The organism is Streptomyces sp. NBC_01232 (genome assembly GCF_035989885.1).
In the GTDB taxonomy this organism is placed as follows: Bacteria; Actinomycetota; Actinomycetes; order Streptomycetales; family Streptomycetaceae; genus Streptomyces.
In genome coordinates this window covers 3,884,854-3,901,231 of sequence record NZ_CP108518.1, presented here as the reverse complement: position 1 = coordinate 3,901,231, position 16,378 = coordinate 3,884,854, and the positions used below count along the sequence as shown (strand labels likewise).

The following is a 16,378-nucleotide window of genomic DNA, read 5'->3' as shown; positions in this document are numbered from 1 at the left end:
CGATCTGCCGCCCGTGGGTGCACGTGTTCGGGGTAGGCTCCCGGGGGTCGAAAGGAGTGACCTGCGATGACGACGCCCGCGAACAACGTCCCGCACGGTGGGGCGAACAAGCCCGAGGACGACGATCCGTTCGGCTACCTCTACGAGGATGGCCAGGCGGCCGGAGCCACACCGCCCGCGTCGGGCGGTGGATACGGCTACCCGGGCGCGTCGGGCGGCGGTCACAACGGTCCCCAGCCCGGTGTCCCGCGCACCTCGCACCACCAGGTGCGTACGGTCGGGGACCGGCGGAACGGCGGCCCGCGCGGCCCCGTCCCGCACCAGCAGAACACCCCGCAGACCCCGTACCCGCAGTACCAGTCCCCGGAAGCCCTCCAGGCGGGCGGCTACGGCGTTCCGGCGCAGCAGGCGCACTCCCCGCAGCACCAGACCCAGACGGTCGCGCACCCGGGCGGTCACGGCGGTGGTCACGGCGGTCGCGGCGGCGGCAGCTCCAGCCGTCGCGGTCTGCTGATCGCGGCGGTCGCAGTGGTGGCCGTGGTCGTGATCGGCATCGTCGCGGCCCTGCAGTTCGGCGACAAGGACAAGGGCAAGGAAGAGCCCTCGGCGAACGGCGGCCAGCAGTCCGCGGCCCCGCAGAACCCGGCCAGCCCGGCCCCGAGCAGCCCCAAGCCCTCGCAGGCCCCGCTGCCGAAGGGCGAGGCCGCCGGTGCGGGCATGGTGCTGACCGGTGGTGCGCGGCTGGAGAACACGGTGCCCGGTTCGAAGAGCTCGGGCGGCCAGTACGTCGCCGGCTTCAACCAGCAGGGTGCGGCGCTCACCTGGACGGTGGACGTGCCGGAGGCCGGCGAATACACGCTGTTCGTCAACTACGGCGTTCCCGGCAAGCCCGGCAAGGCGACCCTCACGGTCAACGGGCAGAGCCCGAACCAGTCGCTGAACCTGGACAACTTCGCGAAGGCTGCGGACGGCGCCTGGGACAAGGGATGGACGCGCACCTTCGCGTTCATCAACCTCAAGAAGGGCACGAACGCGATGAGGATCTCGTGCGAGGCCGGCAACCAGTGCGACGTCGTCTTCGACCAGCTGGAGCTGGCTGCGGGCCACGTCAGGCGCTGACGCCGGGGACACACGTCCCGGCCACGCACATCAGGCCCTGCCGCGCACGCGCGGCAGGGCCTGATGTCGTCGTACGGAGGGCCTGCCGGCCCTTGTGCGCAGGGCAGCGTGCGGAAGGGCGGGGCGGACCTGCCGGGTCGTCAGCCGCCGGCACGGACGCGTACGGCGTGCCGCAGCTCCTCGTAGATGCCGGCGTCGAACGCTCCTGCCGTCGGGGCGAGGACCGTGGCCGCCGAGAGGGCCACTGCGCGGGAGAGGCGAGCCGGCCAGTCGAGGCCCTCCGCCACCGCCGACAGCAGGCCGGCCACCGCGGAGTCCCCGGCTCCGGTGGGGTTGCCGGACAGGGCGCGCGGCGGGGACGCCTGCCAGGTGCCCTCGGCGGTGGCGGCCAGCAGGCCGGCCGGGCCGAGCGAGGTGACCACCGCGTGGGCGCCCCGGCGGCGGGCGTCGCGGGTGGCGGGGAGCGGGTCGCGGGATCCGGTGAGCTCGGCCAGTTCGGCGGCGTTCGGCTTGATGATCTCGGGGCGGGCGGCGACCCCGCGGCGCAGGGCCTCGCCACTGGCGTCCAGCAGGACGGGCACTCCGGCCGCCCGGGCCGAGCGGACGAGCAGGGCGTACGCGCCCACCGGCACTCCGGGCGGGAGGCTGCCGCACAGGGCGACGGCGTCGGCGCCGTACACGAGGTCCTCGTACCGGGCGAGGAACCGCGACCACTCCGCGGCCGTGATCAGCGGGCCGGGCTCGTTGAACTGCGTGGTGTCGCCGGAGGCCGCGTCGGCCACGGCGACCGTGCGGCGGGTGTTGCCCGCGCAGGGCACCAGGGCGTCCACCACGCCCGGGGACCGCTCCAGCAGACCCCGTACGACGGAGCCGACCGGGCCGCCCGCGAAGCCCGTCGCCGTCACCTCGTGGCCGATCGCGGCCAGCACGTGCGCGACGTTGAGGCCCTTGCCGCCGGGGCGTTCGGAGACGGTGGAGACCCGGTGCGAGGCGTGCGGAAGCAGCCGTGGCACTTGGTACGTGACGTCGAGCGCGGTGTTGAGCGTCACGGTAAGGATCATGGGCACTCCCGGGTCTGTTGCTGCCGGGATCATGCCAAACGGAAGCCGGTCGGCCCAGCCCTCGGGCCGACCGTTCTCCCTGCTGACGGCCGGTCGGCCGTCAGATGTGCGGTCAGGAGGGCGGGCTGACGATCCATTCGCCGCGGCGCATGACGCCCTTGACGTCGAAGGCGGCGTCCAGGACGACGAGGTCCGCGTACTTGCCGGGCTCCAGCGAGCCGATCTCGTCGTACAGGCCGATCAGCTTGGCGGGATTGGCCGAGATCGCCTGGACCACGGACTCCACCGGCAGCTTGTCGAGGGTCACCGAGCGCTTGAAGGCGGTGTCCAGGGTGAGGGTCGAGCCGGCGATGGAGCCGCCCTCCACCAGCCGTGCCACGCCGTGCCTGACCTCGACCTCCAGCGGGCCGAGGTGGTAGGTCCCGTCGCCGAAGCCGGCCGCGTCCATCGCGTCGGTGATCAGCGCGACGCGGTGCGCGCCCGCGTGGTGGAAGGCGAGTTCGAGGGCCGCCGGGTGCAGGTGGGTGCCGTCGTTGATGAGCTCGACGGTGATCCGCTCGTCCTCCAGCAGCGCGGCGATCGGGCCGGGCTCGCGGTGGGCGAGGGGCGGCATCGCGTTGAAGAGGTGGGTGGCCACGGTCGCGCCCGCGTCGATGGCGGCGCGCGTCTGCTCGTAGGTGGCGTCCGTGTGGCCGATCGCCGCGATGACCCCGTGCTCGGCGAGCAGCCGTACGGAGTCCAGGCCGCCCGGCAGTTCGGTGGCCAGGGTGAACATGCGGGCGGCGCCGTGCGCGGCGTCGATCAGCTTGCGGACCTCGGCCGGGTCGGGGTCGCGGAGCAGGTCCTCCTTGTGCGCGCCCTTGCGGCAGGGGTTGATGAACGGCCCCTCGAAGTGGATGCCGGCGATCTCGCCCGCTTGCGTCAGTTCGGCGAGCAGGGCGGCGCGGCGGGCCAGTTCGTCCAGGTCGCCGGTGACGGTGGAGGCGACGAGGGTGGTGGTGCCGTGCTCGCGGTGGGTGCGGACGCCCTTGAGGACGTCCTCGGCGGTGCCGGAGGTGAACGAGGCGCCGCCGCCGCCGTGGTTGTGGATGTCGACGAAGCCGGGGACGATCCAGTGCCCGGACAGGTCGACGGTGCGCGTGCCCGCGTCGGCGCTGCCGGCGATGCGGTCGCCGTCGACGATGACCCTGCCGCTCGCCACCGTCCCGGTGGGCAGCACCACCCTGGCGCCGGAAAGAACAGTGCTGTGTGCGCTTCCGGACATCAGGCAGGTACCTCCGTGGCGAGTAGGTCCCAGGCGAGCAGCCCTGCGCCCAGGCATCCGGCGGTGTCCCCGAGGGCAGCCGGAACGATGTGGGGGAGCCGCTGGAACGTCACGCGCTCCTCCACGGCCGTCCGTAGTGGTGTGAACAAGGTTTCCCCGGCCTCCGCCAGCCCGCCACCGATGATCAGCGTGCGGGGGTCCAGCAGGGTGATGGCGGTGACCAGTCCGTCGGCGAGGGCGCCGACGGCGGCGAGCCAGACCTCCCGGGCGCGCGCGTCACCGGATTCGACGGCCTTGGCGCAGTCCGCGGCGTCGGCCGCGGGGTCGCCGGAGGCCTCCGCCCAGGCGCGGCTGACGGCCGCCGCGGAGGCGAGGGTCTCCAGGCAGCCGTGCTGGCCGCAGCCGCAGGCGGGGCCGCCCGGGCGCACCACGATGTGCCCGATCTCGCCCGCGTAGCCGTGGGCACCGGCCTCGATGCGGCCGGCGATGCCGATGGCTCCGGCGATGCCGGTGCCCAGCGGGACGAAGAGGAAGCGGTCGGCGCCGCGGCCTGCGCCGATGCGGCCCTCGGCGAGTCCGCCCGTGCGCACGTCGTGGCCGAGGGCCACCGGGATGCCGCCGAGGCGTCTGCTGAGCAGGTCGCGCATCGGTACGTCGCGCCAGCCCAGGTTCGCCGCGTAGACGGCGATCCCGTTCTCGGCGTCGACGATGCCCGGGACGGCGACACCGGCGGCCGAGGCGGGCCGTCCGAAGCGCTCCCGGCCGGTGTCGAGCAGCTCGGCGGCGAAGTCCTGGATCGTCTCGACGACGGCGTCGGGGCCCCGCTCGCGGCCGGTGGCCCGGCGCGCTTCGTGGAGCAGGGTGCCGTCGTCGGCGACGAGGGCGGCCTTCATCCCGGTGCCGCCCACATCGAGGGCGATGACGTGTTTCACGGATTTCACAGAGACAGTCTCGCGTGTTCGGCGGGGAAAGGTCTAGTCCAATGAGGGAGATTGTTGACCGGCCATACAAATTCGGAACCCAGGTGGGGAGCCCGATGTGGACGAGCCGCCAAAGTGGTGTAGACCTTACGTGGATCGTACGTACAACAAGGGGTGGATGGAGAACTGTGAAGGGCCGTTACCTGAGCCTGGCCGCGTCCGGTGCCGTGCTGTGCCTGACCGCCGTGACGCTGACCGGCTGCGGAGCCCTCGGCGGACTCACCGGAGACAACGAGGTGACCCTGCGGGTCGTGGCGGCCGACTACGGGGACAATCCGCAGAACTCCTCCCAGGCCTACTGGAAGGGCCTCGCCGAAGCCTTCGAGAAGGACCACCCGGGCATAAACGTCGAGGTCAGCGTCTACTCCTGGTCCGAGGTCGACGCCAAGGTCGCCGACATGGTCAAGGCCGGCAAGGCCCCCGACATCGCCCAGATCGGCGCCTACTCCGACTACGCGGCCGCCGGAAAGCTGTACTCGGCGGAAGAGCTGCTCTCCGTGAAGACCGAGGCCGACTTCCTCGGCCCGCTCGCCGACGCCGGCAAGGTCAAGCAGGTCCAGTACGGCATGCCCTTCGTGGCCAGCACCCGGCTGCTCTTCTACAACGAGAAGCTGCTGGCCGAGGCCGGAGTGATCGCCAAGGACGCCAAGGGCTGGCAGCCGAAGAGCTGGGCGGACCTGGAAGCCGCCGCCAAGAAGCTCAAGGCCGCGAACGTGCCCACCCCCTTCGCGGTGCCGCTGGGCCGCGAGGAGGCGCAGGCCGAGACCATGATGTGGATGCTCGCGGGCGGTGGCGGCTACACCGACAACGAGGAGTCGTACGCGATCGACTCCGCCCCCAACGTCAAGGCGCTGGAGTTCCTGCGGGACAAGATGGTCGGCCAGGGGCTGACCGGCCCCGTGGAGCCCGGCAAGCTGGACCGGCAGGCCGCCTTCGACGCCTTCACCAAGGGCGAGGTCGGCATGCTCAACGGGCACCCGACGCTGCTCAAGCAGGCCGAAGCCAAGGGCGTGAAGTTCGGCATGGTGCCGCTGCCGACCTCCGACGGCAGCGATCAGCCCGCGATGGGCGTCGCGGACTGGGTCATGGCCTTCAAGACCGGCCACCGCGCGCAGTCCGGCAAGTTCCTGGACTTCCTGTACCAGCCGAAGAACGTGACGGCCTTCACCGAGAAGTACGACCTGCTGCCCGCCACCACCAGCGGCTACCAGGCCAAGCAGGCGGCGACGGGCGGCTCGGCGCCGCAGCTGAAGCCGTTTCTGACGGCGCTGCCCGGCTCGCGGCTCTACCCGGTCGGCAAGAAGTCCTGGGCGGGCGTCAGCGAGGACATCAAGCAGAACATCGGCAAGACCGTCCAGCCGGGCGGACAGCCGGCGAAGGTGCTGGAGGAGATCGCCACGTCGGCCCGGACGGCGGAGCCGCGCTGACCGGGGCGCGCGGGCCGGGCGCGCGGGCCGGGACTGCTGACCGGTGCGTCCGGCCTGGGCGCACGGTCGGTGCCGGCGGGCCGGGTGTCAGAGCCCGGCGTTAATCTGGCGGTATGACGGACGACGGGCAGCTGACGGCCACGGAGGCCGCGGTGCTCGGGTACGAGGGACGCACCTGGCCCGGGCCCGGAGCCAAGGAACGGGCCATCCGGGAAGGGCTGGGGATGACCCCCGTCCGCTACTACCAGCTGCTCAACGCGCTGATGGACGACCCGCGGGCGCTGGCCCACGCGCCCGGCACGGTGAACCGGCTGCGCAGGATCCGCGAGGCGCAGCGGGCCCGGCGATAGCCGTAGCCGTCCCACCGTTGGGCCGTTAGGGTCGTGCGTATGGGGAGCCATCCGCACGACTTGCCGATGCCCGTCACCGCAGCCGGACGCGAGGGACTCGAAGCCCTGCTCCGCGCACCCCGCCGGTCCGTGGTCGCCCTGGACTTCGACGGCACTCTCGCCGACATCGTCCCGGACCCGGACCAGGCCCGAGCCCACCCCGGAGCCGTCCCGGCCCTGTCCGCACTCGCACCCGAGGTCGACTCGGTGGCAGTGATCACCGGACGGCCTGCGGGCGTCGCCGTCCGCTACGGAGGCTTCGCCGGGGTCCCCGGCCTGCAGCACCTGGTCGTCCTCGGCCACTACGGGGCCGAACGCTGGGACGCCGTCAGCGGCATCGTCCACGCGCCCGCCGAGCACCCCGGGGTGGCGGCGGTCCGGGCCGAGCTGCCGGGGTTCCTGGACTCCATCGGGGCCTGGCGCGGCACCTGGATCGAGGAGAAGGGCCGCGCCCTGGCCGTGCACACCCGGCGGGCGGAGGATCCGGCGGCGGCCTTCGCGGCGCTGCGCGAACCCCTGGCCGAGCTGGCGGCGCGGCACGGGCTGATGGTCGAGCCGGGGCGGGCGGTGCTGGAGCTGAGGCCGCCCGGCATGGACAAGGGCGTCGCCCTGACGGAGTTCCTGGCGGAGCGGGACGCGGAGGCGGTGCTGTACGCGGGCGACGACCTGGGTGACCTGGCGGCGTTCGCGGCGGTGGAGAAGGGCCGTACGGACGGCCTGCCGGGGCTGCTGGTGTGCAGTGGCTCCGCGGAGGTCCCCGAGCTCGCCGCGCGGGCCGACCTGGTCCTCCCCGGCCCGGGCCCGGTCGCCGCCTTCCTGGCCACCCTGGCCGCGGCCCTCCGGGGCTGACCTTCCGTCGACGGGGTCGCTGCCCCCCCCCGGACCCCCGTGCCTCAGACGCCGGCGAGGCTGGAACATTCAGCCCGTCCGGCGTTTGAAGAGCGGGGACCGGGGCGGAGCCCCGGCAGCGGCGCCGCAGGGTGGTCAGTCGGTCAGGGCCGAGAGCTGGGCCGTGAACCACTGGGCCGGGGGAAGGGACGTCGCCGCCGCCGCGAGGCGCTTGCAGCGTTCCGCGCGCTCCGGCACCGGCATCGACAGTGCCGTGTGCAGCGCCTCCGCCGTCTGCGTCACGTCGTACGGGTTCACCGTCACCGCGTCCCGGCGGAGTTCCTCGTACGCCCCCGCCCCGGTGGACAGCACCAGCACGCAGCCCGCCTCCGACACCACCGGGATCTCCTTCGCCACCAGGTTCATCCCGTCCCGCACCGGATTCACCAGCGCCACGTCCGCCAGCCGGTACGCCGCCAGTGAGCGCGCGAAGTCGTCCTTCACCGACACCAGCACCGGCTGCCAGTCCTCCGTGCCGAACTCCGCGTTGATCTCCGCCGCCAGCTCCGCCACCGCCGCCGTGTACTCCCGGTAGACCCGCAGGTCCTGCCGCGACGGGTAGGCCGATGCCAGGTGGACCACCCGGCCGCGCCACTGGGGGCGCGCGGTCAGCAGTTCCCGGTAGGCCAGCAGGCCGCGCAGGATGTTCTTCGACAGTTCGGTGCGGTCCACGCGGACGATCGTCCGCAGTCCGTCGACCTCCGCCCGCAGCTCCGCCAGCTTGTCGTTCACCTCCGGCCGGTTCGCCAGCGCCCGCAGCTCGTCGCCGTCCACGCCCAGCGGGTACGCGCACACCCGGGTGGTGCGGGCCGGCCACACCGAGTACCGCTGGTGTTCCACCACCGAGCCGTCCTGCACCGTGGACCGGCCCCACGCGTCGTCCAGCTGCGCCGATCCCAGGAACTCGGCCGCCCAGGCCTCGGTGTGGAAGCCGAGCACGTCCGCGCCGAGCATGCCCCAGAGCAGGGTCTCGCGCACCTGGTCAGGCAGCATGGCGAGGTAGCCGGGCGAGGCCCACGGAGTGTGCGTGAAGTGCGCGATCCGCAGGTCGGGCCGGAGCACCCGCAGCAGTCCGGGCACCAGGGCCAGGTGGTAGTCCTGGACCAGGACCGACGCGCCCTGCGCGGCCTCCTCGGCCAGGGCTTCGGCGAAGGCCTGGTTGTAGCGCTCGTACGACTCCCACCGGCGGCGGAACTCCGCGTCGAAGACCGGCTCGCGCGGGACGTCGTACAGGTGGTGGTGGGTGAACCAGAGCACGGAGTTGGCGATGCCGTTGTACGCGTCGTCGTACATGCTGGGATCGATGTCCAGCATCCGGACGCCCGGCTCGGCCACACCCCGGCGGACCGCCTCACGGTCCGCGTCCGACAGTGCCGCACAGATCCACAATGCCTCCGGCTGCTCCGCAAGGGCCGTGGAGAGTCCGGAGACGAGACCGCCCCCGCCGCGCCGGGCGCTGAGCGCTCCGTCCTCGGCCAGGGCGTAGGAGAGGGGGCCGCGGTTCGCTGCAACGAGCACCTGGGAAGCCATGCGGCCAACCTAGCCCGGCCCACCCCTGCTCAAACCGTACGTTTCCTCACGCCACGCGCCGCAGTGCGTACTCCTTGATGCCCGCCATCGGCGGCCGCTCCTCGGTGTCCACCGGGTACGTCCGCGGCACGAACCCCTCCGGCCCGCGCTCGAACTGCGTCAGCTCGGGCCGTACGAGATGCCCGCGCGAGAGGCGTACCTGGGCGGTGCGGTAGATCGCCGCGGCCATCCGGCCCAGCGCCTGCCCGTCCTGGTGGCGGTGGACCCGTACGCCGACGTCCACCTGGGCCAGCGCGTCCAGACCGACCGTGTGCAGGGCGTCGACCAGCAGGCCCAGCTCGACGCCGTACCCGACGGGGAACGGCAGCCGTTCCAGCAGGGAGCGGCGTACGGCGTACTCGCCGCCCAGCGGCTGGACGAAGCCGGCCAGCTGCGGCCAGTGCAGGTTCAGGAGCGGGCGGGCGACGAGCTCGGTGACCCGGCCGCCCTGGCCGGGAGCGTCGCCGAGCGGGCGGTCGTACATCGCCTTGACGAACTGCACGTCCGGGTCGGTCAGCAGCGGGCCGACGATCCCGGAGACGAAGGAGGCGGAGAAGTCCCGCAGATCGGCGTCGACGAAGCAGACGATGTCCCCGCCGGTGGCCAGCAGCGAGCGCCACAGGACCTCGCCCTTGCCGGGCAGCGCCGGGATGCGCGGCAGCACCTCGTCGCGGTGCACCACCCGGGCCCCGGCCTTCGCCGCGACCTCCGCGGTGCGGTCGGTGGACCCCGAGTCGATGACGACCAGCTCGTCCACCAGGGGGACGGGCAGTGACTCGATCAGCTCACGCCGGATCACCTCGACGATCGCGCCGACCGTCGCCTCCTCGTCGAGCGCGGGCAGCACGACGCTGACCGTCGTCCCGGCCGCCCGTTTCCGGTCGAGCAGCTGGTCGAGCGGTCGGTCGGCGGCGGACCAGGAGCGGTCGGCCAGCCATCGCTCCACCTCTTCCAGCACCCTCAGCACTCCCTGCGTGTCGGCGATATTCGCCGGTATGTGATCCATCTCGAGGTTCGGACGCCTGTCTCAACCGCCCGGCCCTTCGGTTACAGTCTTGAACAACGCGAAGGACCACCGCATGCCGGGGGTCCCCGCGACAAACGCCCGGGCGCGCCGAAGAGCGCGCCGCCCGGTGCCATACCGCTCATCCAGAGGGGCAGAGGGACACGGCCCGTTGAAGCCCCGGCAACCCTCCAGTCGGTTCTCGCGATCGCGCAGCAGCGCTCGTCAGCGAGGTCCCCGGCTAGGGAAGGTGCCAATTCCGTCTCATGGCGAAGTGCGCCATGGGGAAGATGAGGAGAAAGGGCCTCGCCATCATGGCTGCACAGACTGTCGCCACCTCTGTTGATCTCGGACCTGCCACCGGCCTTTCCTGTCGTGAGTGCGGTACCCGCTTCGAGCTCGGCCCCATCTTCGCGTGCGCCGAGTGCTTCGGACCGCTGGAAGTCGCCTACGACCTTCCGACCGGTGACCCCGATGCCCTGCGTGCCGCGATCGAGGCCGGCCCGAACAACATCTGGCGCTACGCGCCGCTGCTGCCCGTCCCCGCGGACGTCGCCTCCAAGCCGAGCCTGAACCCGGGCTTCACCAAGCTCGTGGACGCCCAGAACCTGGCCAAGGAGCTGGGTGTCACCGGCAAGCTGTACGTCAAGGACGACTCCGGCAACCCGACGCACTCCTTCAAGGACCGCGTCGTGGCCATCGCCGTCGAGGCCGCCCGCGCCTTCGGCTTCACCACCCTCTCCTGCTCCTCGACCGGCAACCTGGCCGGCGCCGTCGGCGCCGCGGCCGCCCGGGCCGGCTTCCGCTCCTGCGTGTTCATCCCGCACGACCTGGAGCAGGGCAAGGTCGTCATGGCCGGCGTGTACGGCGGCGACCTGGTCGGCATCGAGGGCAACTACGACGACGTCAACCGCTTCTGCTCCGAGCTCATCGGCGACCCGCTGGGCGAGGGCTGGGGCTTCGTCAACGTGAACCTCCGCCCGTACTACGGCGAGGGTTCCAAGACCCTGGCGTACGAGATCTGCGAGCAGCTCGGCTGGCAGCTGCCCGACCAGCTGGTGATCCCGATCGCGTCCGGCTCGCAGCTGACGAAGATCGACAAGGGTCTGCAGGAGCTGATCAAGCTCGGTCTCGTCGAGGACAAGCCGTACAAGATCTTCGGCGCCCAGGCCGAGGGCTGCTCCCCGGTGTCCACCGCCTTCAAGGCCGGTCACGACGTGGTCCGCCCGCAGAAGCCGAACACCATCGCCAAGTCCCTCGCGATCGGCAACCCGGCGGACGGCCCGTACGTCCTGGACATCGCGCGCCGCACCGGTGGCTTCGTCGAGGACGTCAACGACGAGCAGGTCGTCGAGGCGATCAAGATCCTCGCGCAGACCGAGGGCATCTTCGCCGAGACCGCGGGCGGCGTGACCGTCGGCGTGACGAAGAAGCTGATCGAGAACGGGCAGCTCGACCCGACGCTGACCACCGTGGTCCTCAACACCGGTGACGGCCTCAAGACCCTGGAGGCGGTGGCCGCGGACAGCGGGCAGACCGCCACCATCCGCCCGAGCCTGGACGCGTTCCGCGCCGCCGGCCTGGTCTGACCGGGTCCGTCCGACACCCTCTCCTCCGCCCTACCGGAAAGGCAGTAGCGCCATGAGCGTCAACGTCCGCATCCCCACCATCCTGCGCACCTACACCGGCGGCGCCGCCGAGGTCCCGGCCGAGGGCGCGAACCTCGCCGAGGTCATCGAGTCCCTGGAGAAGAGCCACCCGGGCATCGCCGCGCGCGTCCTGGACGACCAGGGCAAGCTGCGCCGTTTCGTGAACGTCTACGTCAACGACGACGACGTGCGCTTCGAGGGCGGGCTGCAGGCGGCGACGCCGGACGGCTCCGGTGTCTCGATCATCCCGGCCGTCGCGGGCGGTTGCTGATTCCCCGGATCCCCGGGATCACCTCCTAGGTGACACGCGCAAACCGAAATTGCCCCCTCCGCTAAAAGCGGAGGGGGCAATTCTGCTTGATTGGGCACGGTAGGGTTGGGGAAGTCCCCTCCGCTGTTCTTGCCCGCCGCATATGAACGGGCCGCGTGAGGGTCGACATCGGGCCAATGTGCAAGTGCGGTATGGGGCTTTGGCGAGATATGTCAGGCCCGAGTTGCCCTGGAGTATGGCAAATTTTCACTCTATTTCAATGTTTCTCGGTGTCCAGAATTCTCATCGGATTGACCTGTTGCAGACAGCATCCGCGCAGATACATTCAGCCTCGGTCGACGCGTTCCGACGCAAGTTCTGACCCGGGATCGCGAAGTGCGTTCCTGCGCAAGGGCCAGTAATAGGGGAGTTAGGCATGGCTCAGGGCACCGTCAAGTGGTTCAACGCGGAGAAGGGCTACGGCTTCATCGCGGTCGACGGTGGTGCGGATGTGTTCGTCCACTACAGCGCCATCCAGATGGACGGGTACCGCACCCTTGAAGAGGGTCAGCGGGTCGAGTTCGAGATCTCGCAGGGCCAGAAGGGTCCGCAGGCGGACATGGTCAAGCTCGCACTCGGCTAGTCCTGGAGCGATCGACCACCGACGCACAGAGTTCATTGAAGACCTGGCACGGCACGAGGGGCCCACATCCTGGACACGGGATGGGGGCCCCTCGTGCGTCTGCCCGGTAGTGGCGGGGCGTTGCCCCAAGCCGCTTGCACTCGGAGGGGTCGAGTGCTAATCATTGGCGTTAGCACTCTCCCGGTGAGAGTGCTACTGAACGAGGACCGGGTCGGTGAGGCCCGCAGGGTCCGGTGGGAAGGAACCGCCGGGCACGCAGGCCGTCCGTCGCGGGCGCGGGCGCGGTCCGGAGCAATCCACCGCTGTCCGGGAGGACCACTTCAGATGGCCAAGATCATTGCGTTCGACGAGGAGGCCCGCCGCGGCCTCGAGCGTGGGATGAACCAGCTCGCCGACGCCGTCAAGGTCACCCTTGGCCCCAAGGGTCGCAACGTCGTCCTTGAGAAGAAGTGGGGCGCCCCCACGATCACCAACGATGGTGTCTCCATCGCCAAGGAGATCGAGCTCGAGGACCCGTACGAGAAGATCGGCGCCGAGCTGGTCAAGGAAGTCGCCAAGAAGACGGACGACGTCGCCGGCGACGGTACGACCACCGCCACCGTGCTGGCCCAGGCGCTCGTCCGCGAGGGCCTGCGCAACGTGGCCGCCGGTGCCAACCCGATGGCCCTCAAGCGTGGTATCGAGAAGGCCGTCGAGGCCGTCTCCGCCGCCCTGCTGGCGCAGGCCAAGGATGTCGAGACCAAGGAGCAGATCGCTTCGACGGCCTCCATCTCCGCCGCCGACACCCAGATCGGCGAGCTCATCGCCGAGGCCATGGACAAGGTCGGCAAGGAAGGCGTCATCACCGTCGAGGAGTCGCAGACCTTCGGTCTGGAGCTCGAGCTCACCGAGGGCATGCGCTTCGACAAGGGCTACATCTCGGCGTACTTCGCCACCGACATGGAGCGCATGGAGTCGTCCCTCGACGACCCGTACATCCTGATCGTCAACTCCAAGATCGGCTCGGTCAAGGACCTGCTGCCGCTCCTGGAGAAGGTCATGCAGTCCGGCAAGCCGCTGCTGATCATCGCCGAGGACGTCGAGGGCGAGGCGCTCTCCACCCTCGTCGTCAACAAGATCCGTGGCACCTTCAAGTCCGTCGCCGTCAAGGCCCCGGGCTTCGGTGACCGCCGCAAGGCCATGCTCGGCGACATCGCCATCCTCACGGGCGGCACGGTCATCTCCGAGGAGGTCGGCCTCAAGCTGGAGAACGCCGGTCTCGACCTGCTCGGCCGCGCCCGCAAGGTCGTCATCACCAAGGACGAGACCACCATCGTCGACGGTGCCGGTGACAGCGACCAGGTCGCCGGTCGCGTGAACCAGATCCGCGCCGAGATCGAGAACTCCGACTCGGACTACGACCGCGAGAAGCTCCAGGAGCGCCTCGCGAAGCTGGCCGGCGGCGTGGCCGTCATCAAGGCCGGCGCCGCGACCGAGGTCGAGCTCAAGGAGCGCAAGCACCGCATCGAGGACGCCGTTCGCAACGCGAAGGCGGCCGTCGAGGAGGGCATCGTCGCCGGTGGTGGCGTGGCGCTGCTGCAGGCCTCCGCGGTCTTCGAGAAGCTGGAGCTCGAGGGTGACGAGGCGACCGGCGCCAACGCCGTGAAGCTCGCGCTGGAGGCCCCGCTCAAGCAGATCGCCGTCAACGGTGGTCTCGAGGGTGGCGTCGTCGTCGAGAAGGTGCGCAACCTGCCGATCGGTCACGGCCTCAACGCCGCGACCGGCGAGTACGTCGACATGATCGCCGAGGGCATCATCGACCCGGCGAAGGTCACGCGCTCCGCGCTGCAGAACGCCGCGTCGATCGCCGCGCTGTTCCTGACGACCGAGGCCGTCATCGCCGACAAGCCCGAGAAGGCCGGTGCCCCCGCGGGCGGCGGCATGCCGGGTGGTGACATGGACTTCTGATCGACCCCGGCTCCGGCCACTGGTTGATCGGCTGTTCTCGAACGAGGGCGGCACCCCGACGGGGGTGCCGCCCTCGGGCGTTTCCGCGGCGCGTGCTCAGGCGGCGGGGCGTGCGACGAAGGTGACCTCTTCGTGGTCCTCGTCGAGGGCGATGCTCAGGCCGGCGTCCAGTGCGTGCGCGAGGCGGCGCAGCAGGGGCAGTGTCGGCACCCCGTCGGCGCCCTCCACCCGGGAGATCTTTGCCTGGGTGAGCCCGGCCCGTTCGGCCAGTTGTGCCTGGGACAGCCCCAAGGCCTTGCGCCGCTCGTACACGGCCCTGGCGAAGGCCATGGCGAGCCGGATCTCCGCCCGCTCGGCCCGCACCTCGGCCGACTCGACGTACCCGTTTGCGGCCGTCCTCTCGCGGGCCAGCTTCCAGCGGGTGTGGTTCATGACGCGTTCCCTTCCTTGCCGCGGCTGTAGGACGGTGAGCAGTACGATTCGGCGCCCGGGCGCGAACCAATAGGTGATGCGTGTTGCTACCCCGTCGAGCGTGGGCCGTAGCTCGTACACCCCGTCGCGGAGTGGGCGAGCGAATGGCATGGGAGTGCGGGTCCCGCAGCTGGCCAGGAGTTCCGCGTACTCCTCCACCTTTGCTTGTCGGTCAGGCCTTCCAGCCAGGTGCGCACTTCAGGCTCCACCTCAATGGCGTACAGATCGGTCATATGGCGGACCGCATTATGTCGTCAACGACATAATGCGAGCATGGTGCGTGTTGCACACCATGGGATGAAAGAGCCCGTGCCATTGACGGTGACCCGGGTGGTTGACTGGTCGCATGACTGATGCGGCTGGCGTGTTCATCAAGATCTGCGGTCTGAAGACCGCGCACGACGTCGACGTGGCCGTGGCCGCCGGGGCCGATGCCGTCGGGTTCGTCTTCGCGCCCGGGAGTCCGCGGACGGTCGACGCCGCCACCGCGCGTGAGCTGGCCGCGCGGGTGCCCGAAGGGGTGCTCACCGTCGGGGTGTTCCGGGGGCAGGCCGTCGACGAGGTGCGGCGGTTCACCGAGGAGAGCGGGGTGCGGGGCGTCCAGCTGCACGGCGAGGAGGGCCCCGAGGACTTCGCGGCGCTGCGCGCCGGGGGCCGGACCCTGCTGCGGGCCACCGCCGAGCACGTGAAGCGCTGCGGTGAGTACGGCGAGGACCTGCTGCTGCTGGACGCGCCCGACCCGGGCTCCGGCAAGCCGTGGAACTGGGGATCGGCCGACTTCACCGCCCCCGAGGGGCGCTGGCTGCTGGCCGGCGGGCTGAACCCGGGCAACGTGCGGGAGGCGGTCCAGGTGACCGGCGCCTGGGGCGTGGACGTGTCCAGCGGGGTGGAGCGGGAGCGCGGCGTGAAGTCGCCGGAGCTGATCCGCGCCTTCATCGAGGCGGCCAGGGGCTAGGTCGTCTCTTTCGGATCTTGTCGGTCGGGCCCGCGTCGTCCGGTGCCGTGCATCGCAAGGCGGAGGAGCGCCGTTGTACTGGACGTACTGCGGTGCTCCGACAACGCGGCGAGGTGCGGTGCCGGGCGACGCAGGCCTGGGGGCACCTCCCAGCGGTAGCTGGGGGAGCAAGAGCCGAAAGAGACGGCCTAGCCGGACACCCTCTGTTCCGGGGCGGCTGACGACGAGCCGTCGGCGTACGCGGCCACGCGTCCACCGGCGAACAGGGCGACGATCACGAAGGCCATGCGACGGGTCCTGGCGAGGGTCATGAGGGCGGTCCTTGGCGGTTTCGGGGAAGGGGCCGACCTCCATTGCGCCCCGCGCGGGCGCCCGCGTCACGGCGCGGATATTCGGGGCTTGACGGGACTCCGTGAGCAGGCCGGCGCTGCTCGCGGGCGCCATCACCGGGCGAATTCCTTGAGGGGCTCGGTGTCGAGGGTGATGCCCACCGGGTCGGGGATGCTCACGGAGGCCCCGTACGGCAGGGAGGGACCGTGGCGGTACGAGCCGGCGTCGGGATCGCTGTGGACCGTCAGCGTGCAGTTCTCCCGGTCGATCAGCAGGTGGACCGGGATCCCGGCCGCCGCATACCCCTCCCGCTTCCCCTCCCGGTCCCGCCGGTCGGTGTCCGCGTCGTGGGAGGTCACCTCCAGGACCATCAGTACGCCCTTCGGGTCGGCCCCGGTCACGGACCCGTGGCGGGGAAGCGGGCGAGGAGGGC

At 71.1% G+C, this 16,378-nt stretch carries 16 protein-coding genes, 2 pseudogenes and 1 riboswitch; of the genes and pseudogenes, 9 read left to right on the top strand and 9 right to left on the bottom strand.

Annotated elements, in window-relative coordinates; genetic code table 11:
- The first annotated feature begins 66 nt into the window (after positions 1–66).
- Positions 67–1,119 carry a CBM35 domain-containing protein gene (locus OG444_RS17915; protein ID WP_327263137.1) on the top strand — a complete coding sequence of 351 codons (1,053 nt, stop codon included), beginning with the start codon at positions 67–69 and terminating at the stop codon, positions 1,117–1,119.
- A gap of 140 nt (positions 1,120–1,259) precedes the next feature.
- Here OG444_RS17915 and OG444_RS17910 read toward each other — a convergent pair whose 3' ends face one another.
- From OG444_RS17910 to OG444_RS17900, 3 genes are all read right to left on the bottom strand, one after another.
- On the bottom strand, positions 1,260–2,180 hold the full coding sequence (locus tag OG444_RS17910) for a 1-phosphofructokinase family hexose kinase (protein WP_327263136.1): 921 nt from the start codon (positions 2,178–2,180) through the stop codon (positions 1,260–1,262).
- A gap of 112 nt (positions 2,181–2,292) precedes the next feature.
- On the bottom strand, positions 2,293–3,444 hold the full coding sequence (nagA, locus tag OG444_RS17905) for an N-acetylglucosamine-6-phosphate deacetylase (protein ID WP_327263135.1): 1,152 nt from the start codon (positions 3,442–3,444) through the stop codon (positions 2,293–2,295).
- A complete protein-coding gene (locus tag OG444_RS17900; RefSeq protein WP_327266834.1) occupies positions 3,444–4,376 on the bottom strand; it encodes an ROK family protein in 933 nt (310 codons plus the stop codon). Before OG444_RS17900 ends, nagA begins: the two co-directional genes overlap by 1 nt.
- A 176-nt stretch (positions 4,377–4,552) precedes the next feature.
- Here OG444_RS17900 and OG444_RS17895 point away from each other — a divergent pair, with 176 nt between their 5' ends.
- From OG444_RS17895 to otsB, 3 genes are all read left to right on the top strand, one after another.
- A complete protein-coding gene (locus tag OG444_RS17895; RefSeq protein WP_327263134.1) occupies positions 4,553–5,851 on the top strand; it encodes an extracellular solute-binding protein in 1,299 nt (432 codons plus the stop codon).
- A 113-nt stretch (positions 5,852–5,964) separates the two neighbouring features.
- Positions 5,965–6,201: a DUF3263 domain-containing protein gene (locus tag OG444_RS17890; RefSeq protein ID WP_327263133.1), complete on the top strand. Its 237-nt coding sequence runs from the start codon at positions 5,965–5,967 to the stop codon at positions 6,199–6,201.
- Positions 6,202–6,240: 39 nt separating this feature from the next.
- Positions 6,241–7,089 carry a trehalose-phosphatase gene (otsB, locus tag OG444_RS17885; protein WP_327263132.1) on the top strand — a complete coding sequence of 283 codons (849 nt, stop codon included), beginning with the start codon at positions 6,241–6,243 and terminating at the stop codon, positions 7,087–7,089.
- 135 nt (positions 7,090–7,224) lie between these two features.
- Here the strand turns inward: otsB and OG444_RS17880 are convergent, their stop codons facing one another.
- Entirely contained in the window at positions 7,225–8,658 is a 1,434-nt protein-coding gene (locus OG444_RS17880) for an alpha,alpha-trehalose-phosphate synthase (UDP-forming) (protein WP_327263131.1), read from the bottom strand.
- 46 nt (positions 8,659–8,704) lie between these two features.
- Entirely contained in the window at positions 8,705–9,655 is a 951-nt protein-coding gene (locus tag OG444_RS17875; protein ID WP_327266833.1) for a glucosyl-3-phosphoglycerate synthase, read from the bottom strand.
- A gap of 184 nt (positions 9,656–9,839) precedes the next feature.
- A riboswitch (SAM riboswitch) is annotated at positions 9,840–9,997 on the top strand.
- Positions 9,998–10,014: 17 nt separating this feature from the next.
- On the opposite strand from OG444_RS17875, the gene thrC reads away from it, so the two are divergent.
- From thrC to groL, 4 genes are all read left to right on the top strand, one after another.
- Positions 10,015–11,289, top strand: a complete 1,275-nt coding sequence (gene thrC, locus OG444_RS17870) for a threonine synthase (RefSeq protein ID WP_327263130.1) — start codon at positions 10,015–10,017, stop codon at positions 11,287–11,289.
- A 52-nt stretch (positions 11,290–11,341) separates the two neighbouring features.
- A complete protein-coding gene (locus tag OG444_RS17865; RefSeq protein WP_327263129.1) occupies positions 11,342–11,620 on the top strand; it encodes a MoaD/ThiS family protein in 279 nt (92 codons plus the stop codon).
- 415 nt (positions 11,621–12,035) lie between these two features.
- Positions 12,036–12,242, top strand: coding sequence for a cold-shock protein (locus tag OG444_RS17860; protein WP_030009783.1), 207 nt, complete (start codon positions 12,036–12,038; stop codon positions 12,240–12,242).
- A 324-nt stretch (positions 12,243–12,566) separates the two neighbouring features.
- On the top strand, positions 12,567–14,189 hold the full coding sequence (gene groL / locus OG444_RS17855) for a chaperonin GroEL (RefSeq protein WP_033223630.1): 1,623 nt from the start codon (positions 12,567–12,569) through the stop codon (positions 14,187–14,189).
- Positions 14,190–14,285: 96 nt separating this feature from the next.
- Here the strand turns inward: groL and OG444_RS17850 are convergent, their stop codons facing one another.
- The gene (locus tag OG444_RS17850; RefSeq protein ID WP_327263128.1) at positions 14,286–14,621 is read right to left on the bottom strand and encodes a helix-turn-helix domain-containing protein; all 336 of its coding nucleotides are present in this window, start codon (positions 14,619–14,621) and stop codon (positions 14,286–14,288) included.
- Between the two features lie 84 nt (positions 14,622–14,705).
- Positions 14,706–14,819 (bottom strand): annotated as a pseudogene (locus OG444_RS40770) (type II toxin-antitoxin system RelE/ParE family toxin); the annotation flags it as partial.
- 187 nt (positions 14,820–15,006) lie between these two features.
- Here OG444_RS40770 and OG444_RS17840 point away from each other — a divergent pair.
- Positions 15,007–15,615: a phosphoribosylanthranilate isomerase gene (locus OG444_RS17840; protein ID WP_327263127.1), complete on the top strand. Its 609-nt coding sequence runs from the start codon at positions 15,007–15,009 to the stop codon at positions 15,613–15,615.
- Positions 15,616–15,803: 188 nt separating this feature from the next.
- On the opposite strand, the gene OG444_RS17835 is transcribed toward OG444_RS17840, so the two are convergent.
- Both OG444_RS17835 and OG444_RS17830 read right to left on the bottom strand, forming a co-directional pair.
- On the bottom strand, positions 15,804–15,926 hold the full coding sequence (locus OG444_RS17835) for a hypothetical protein (protein ID WP_327263126.1): 123 nt from the start codon (positions 15,924–15,926) through the stop codon (positions 15,804–15,806).
- Positions 15,927–16,058: 132 nt separating this feature from the next.
- A pseudogene (locus OG444_RS17830) lies at positions 16,059–16,358 on the bottom strand (Uma2 family endonuclease); the annotation flags it as partial.
- Positions 16,359–16,378 lie beyond the last annotated feature (20 nt).

Bases quoted from the DNA above. Each gene is read 5' to 3' on its own strand.
- thrC (WP_327263130.1), top strand. From the start codon at position 10,015: ATGGCTGCACAGACTGTCGCCACCTCTGTTGATCTCGGACCTGCCACC.
- OG444_RS17865 (WP_327263129.1), top strand. From the start codon at position 11,342: ATGAGCGTCAACGTCCGCATCCCCACCATCCTGCGCACCTACACCGGC.
- otsB (WP_327263132.1), top strand. From the start codon at position 6,241: ATGGGGAGCCATCCGCACGACTTGCCGATGCCCGTCACCGCAGCCGGA.
- nagA (WP_327263135.1), bottom strand. From the start codon at position 3,444: ATGTCCGGAAGCGCACACAGCACTGTTCTTTCCGGCGCCAGGGTGGTG.
- OG444_RS17915 (WP_327263137.1), top strand. From the start codon at position 67: ATGACGACGCCCGCGAACAACGTCCCGCACGGTGGGGCGAACAAGCCC.
- OG444_RS17880 (WP_327263131.1), bottom strand. From the start codon at position 8,658: ATGGCTTCCCAGGTGCTCGTTGCAGCGAACCGCGGCCCCCTCTCCTAC.
- OG444_RS17835 (WP_327263126.1), bottom strand. From the start codon at position 15,926: ATGACCCTCGCCAGGACCCGTCGCATGGCCTTCGTGATCGTCGCCCTG.
- groL (WP_033223630.1), top strand. From the start codon at position 12,567: ATGGCCAAGATCATTGCGTTCGACGAGGAGGCCCGCCGCGGCCTCGAG.
- OG444_RS17850 (WP_327263128.1), bottom strand. From the start codon at position 14,621: ATGAACCACACCCGCTGGAAGCTGGCCCGCGAGAGGACGGCCGCAAAC.
- OG444_RS17890 (WP_327263133.1), top strand. From the start codon at position 5,965: ATGACGGACGACGGGCAGCTGACGGCCACGGAGGCCGCGGTGCTCGGG.
- OG444_RS17860 (WP_030009783.1), top strand. From the start codon at position 12,036: ATGGCTCAGGGCACCGTCAAGTGGTTCAACGCGGAGAAGGGCTACGGC.
- OG444_RS17910 (WP_327263136.1), bottom strand. From the start codon at position 2,180: ATGATCCTTACCGTGACGCTCAACACCGCGCTCGACGTCACGTACCAA.
- OG444_RS17840 (WP_327263127.1), top strand. From the start codon at position 15,007: ATGACTGATGCGGCTGGCGTGTTCATCAAGATCTGCGGTCTGAAGACC.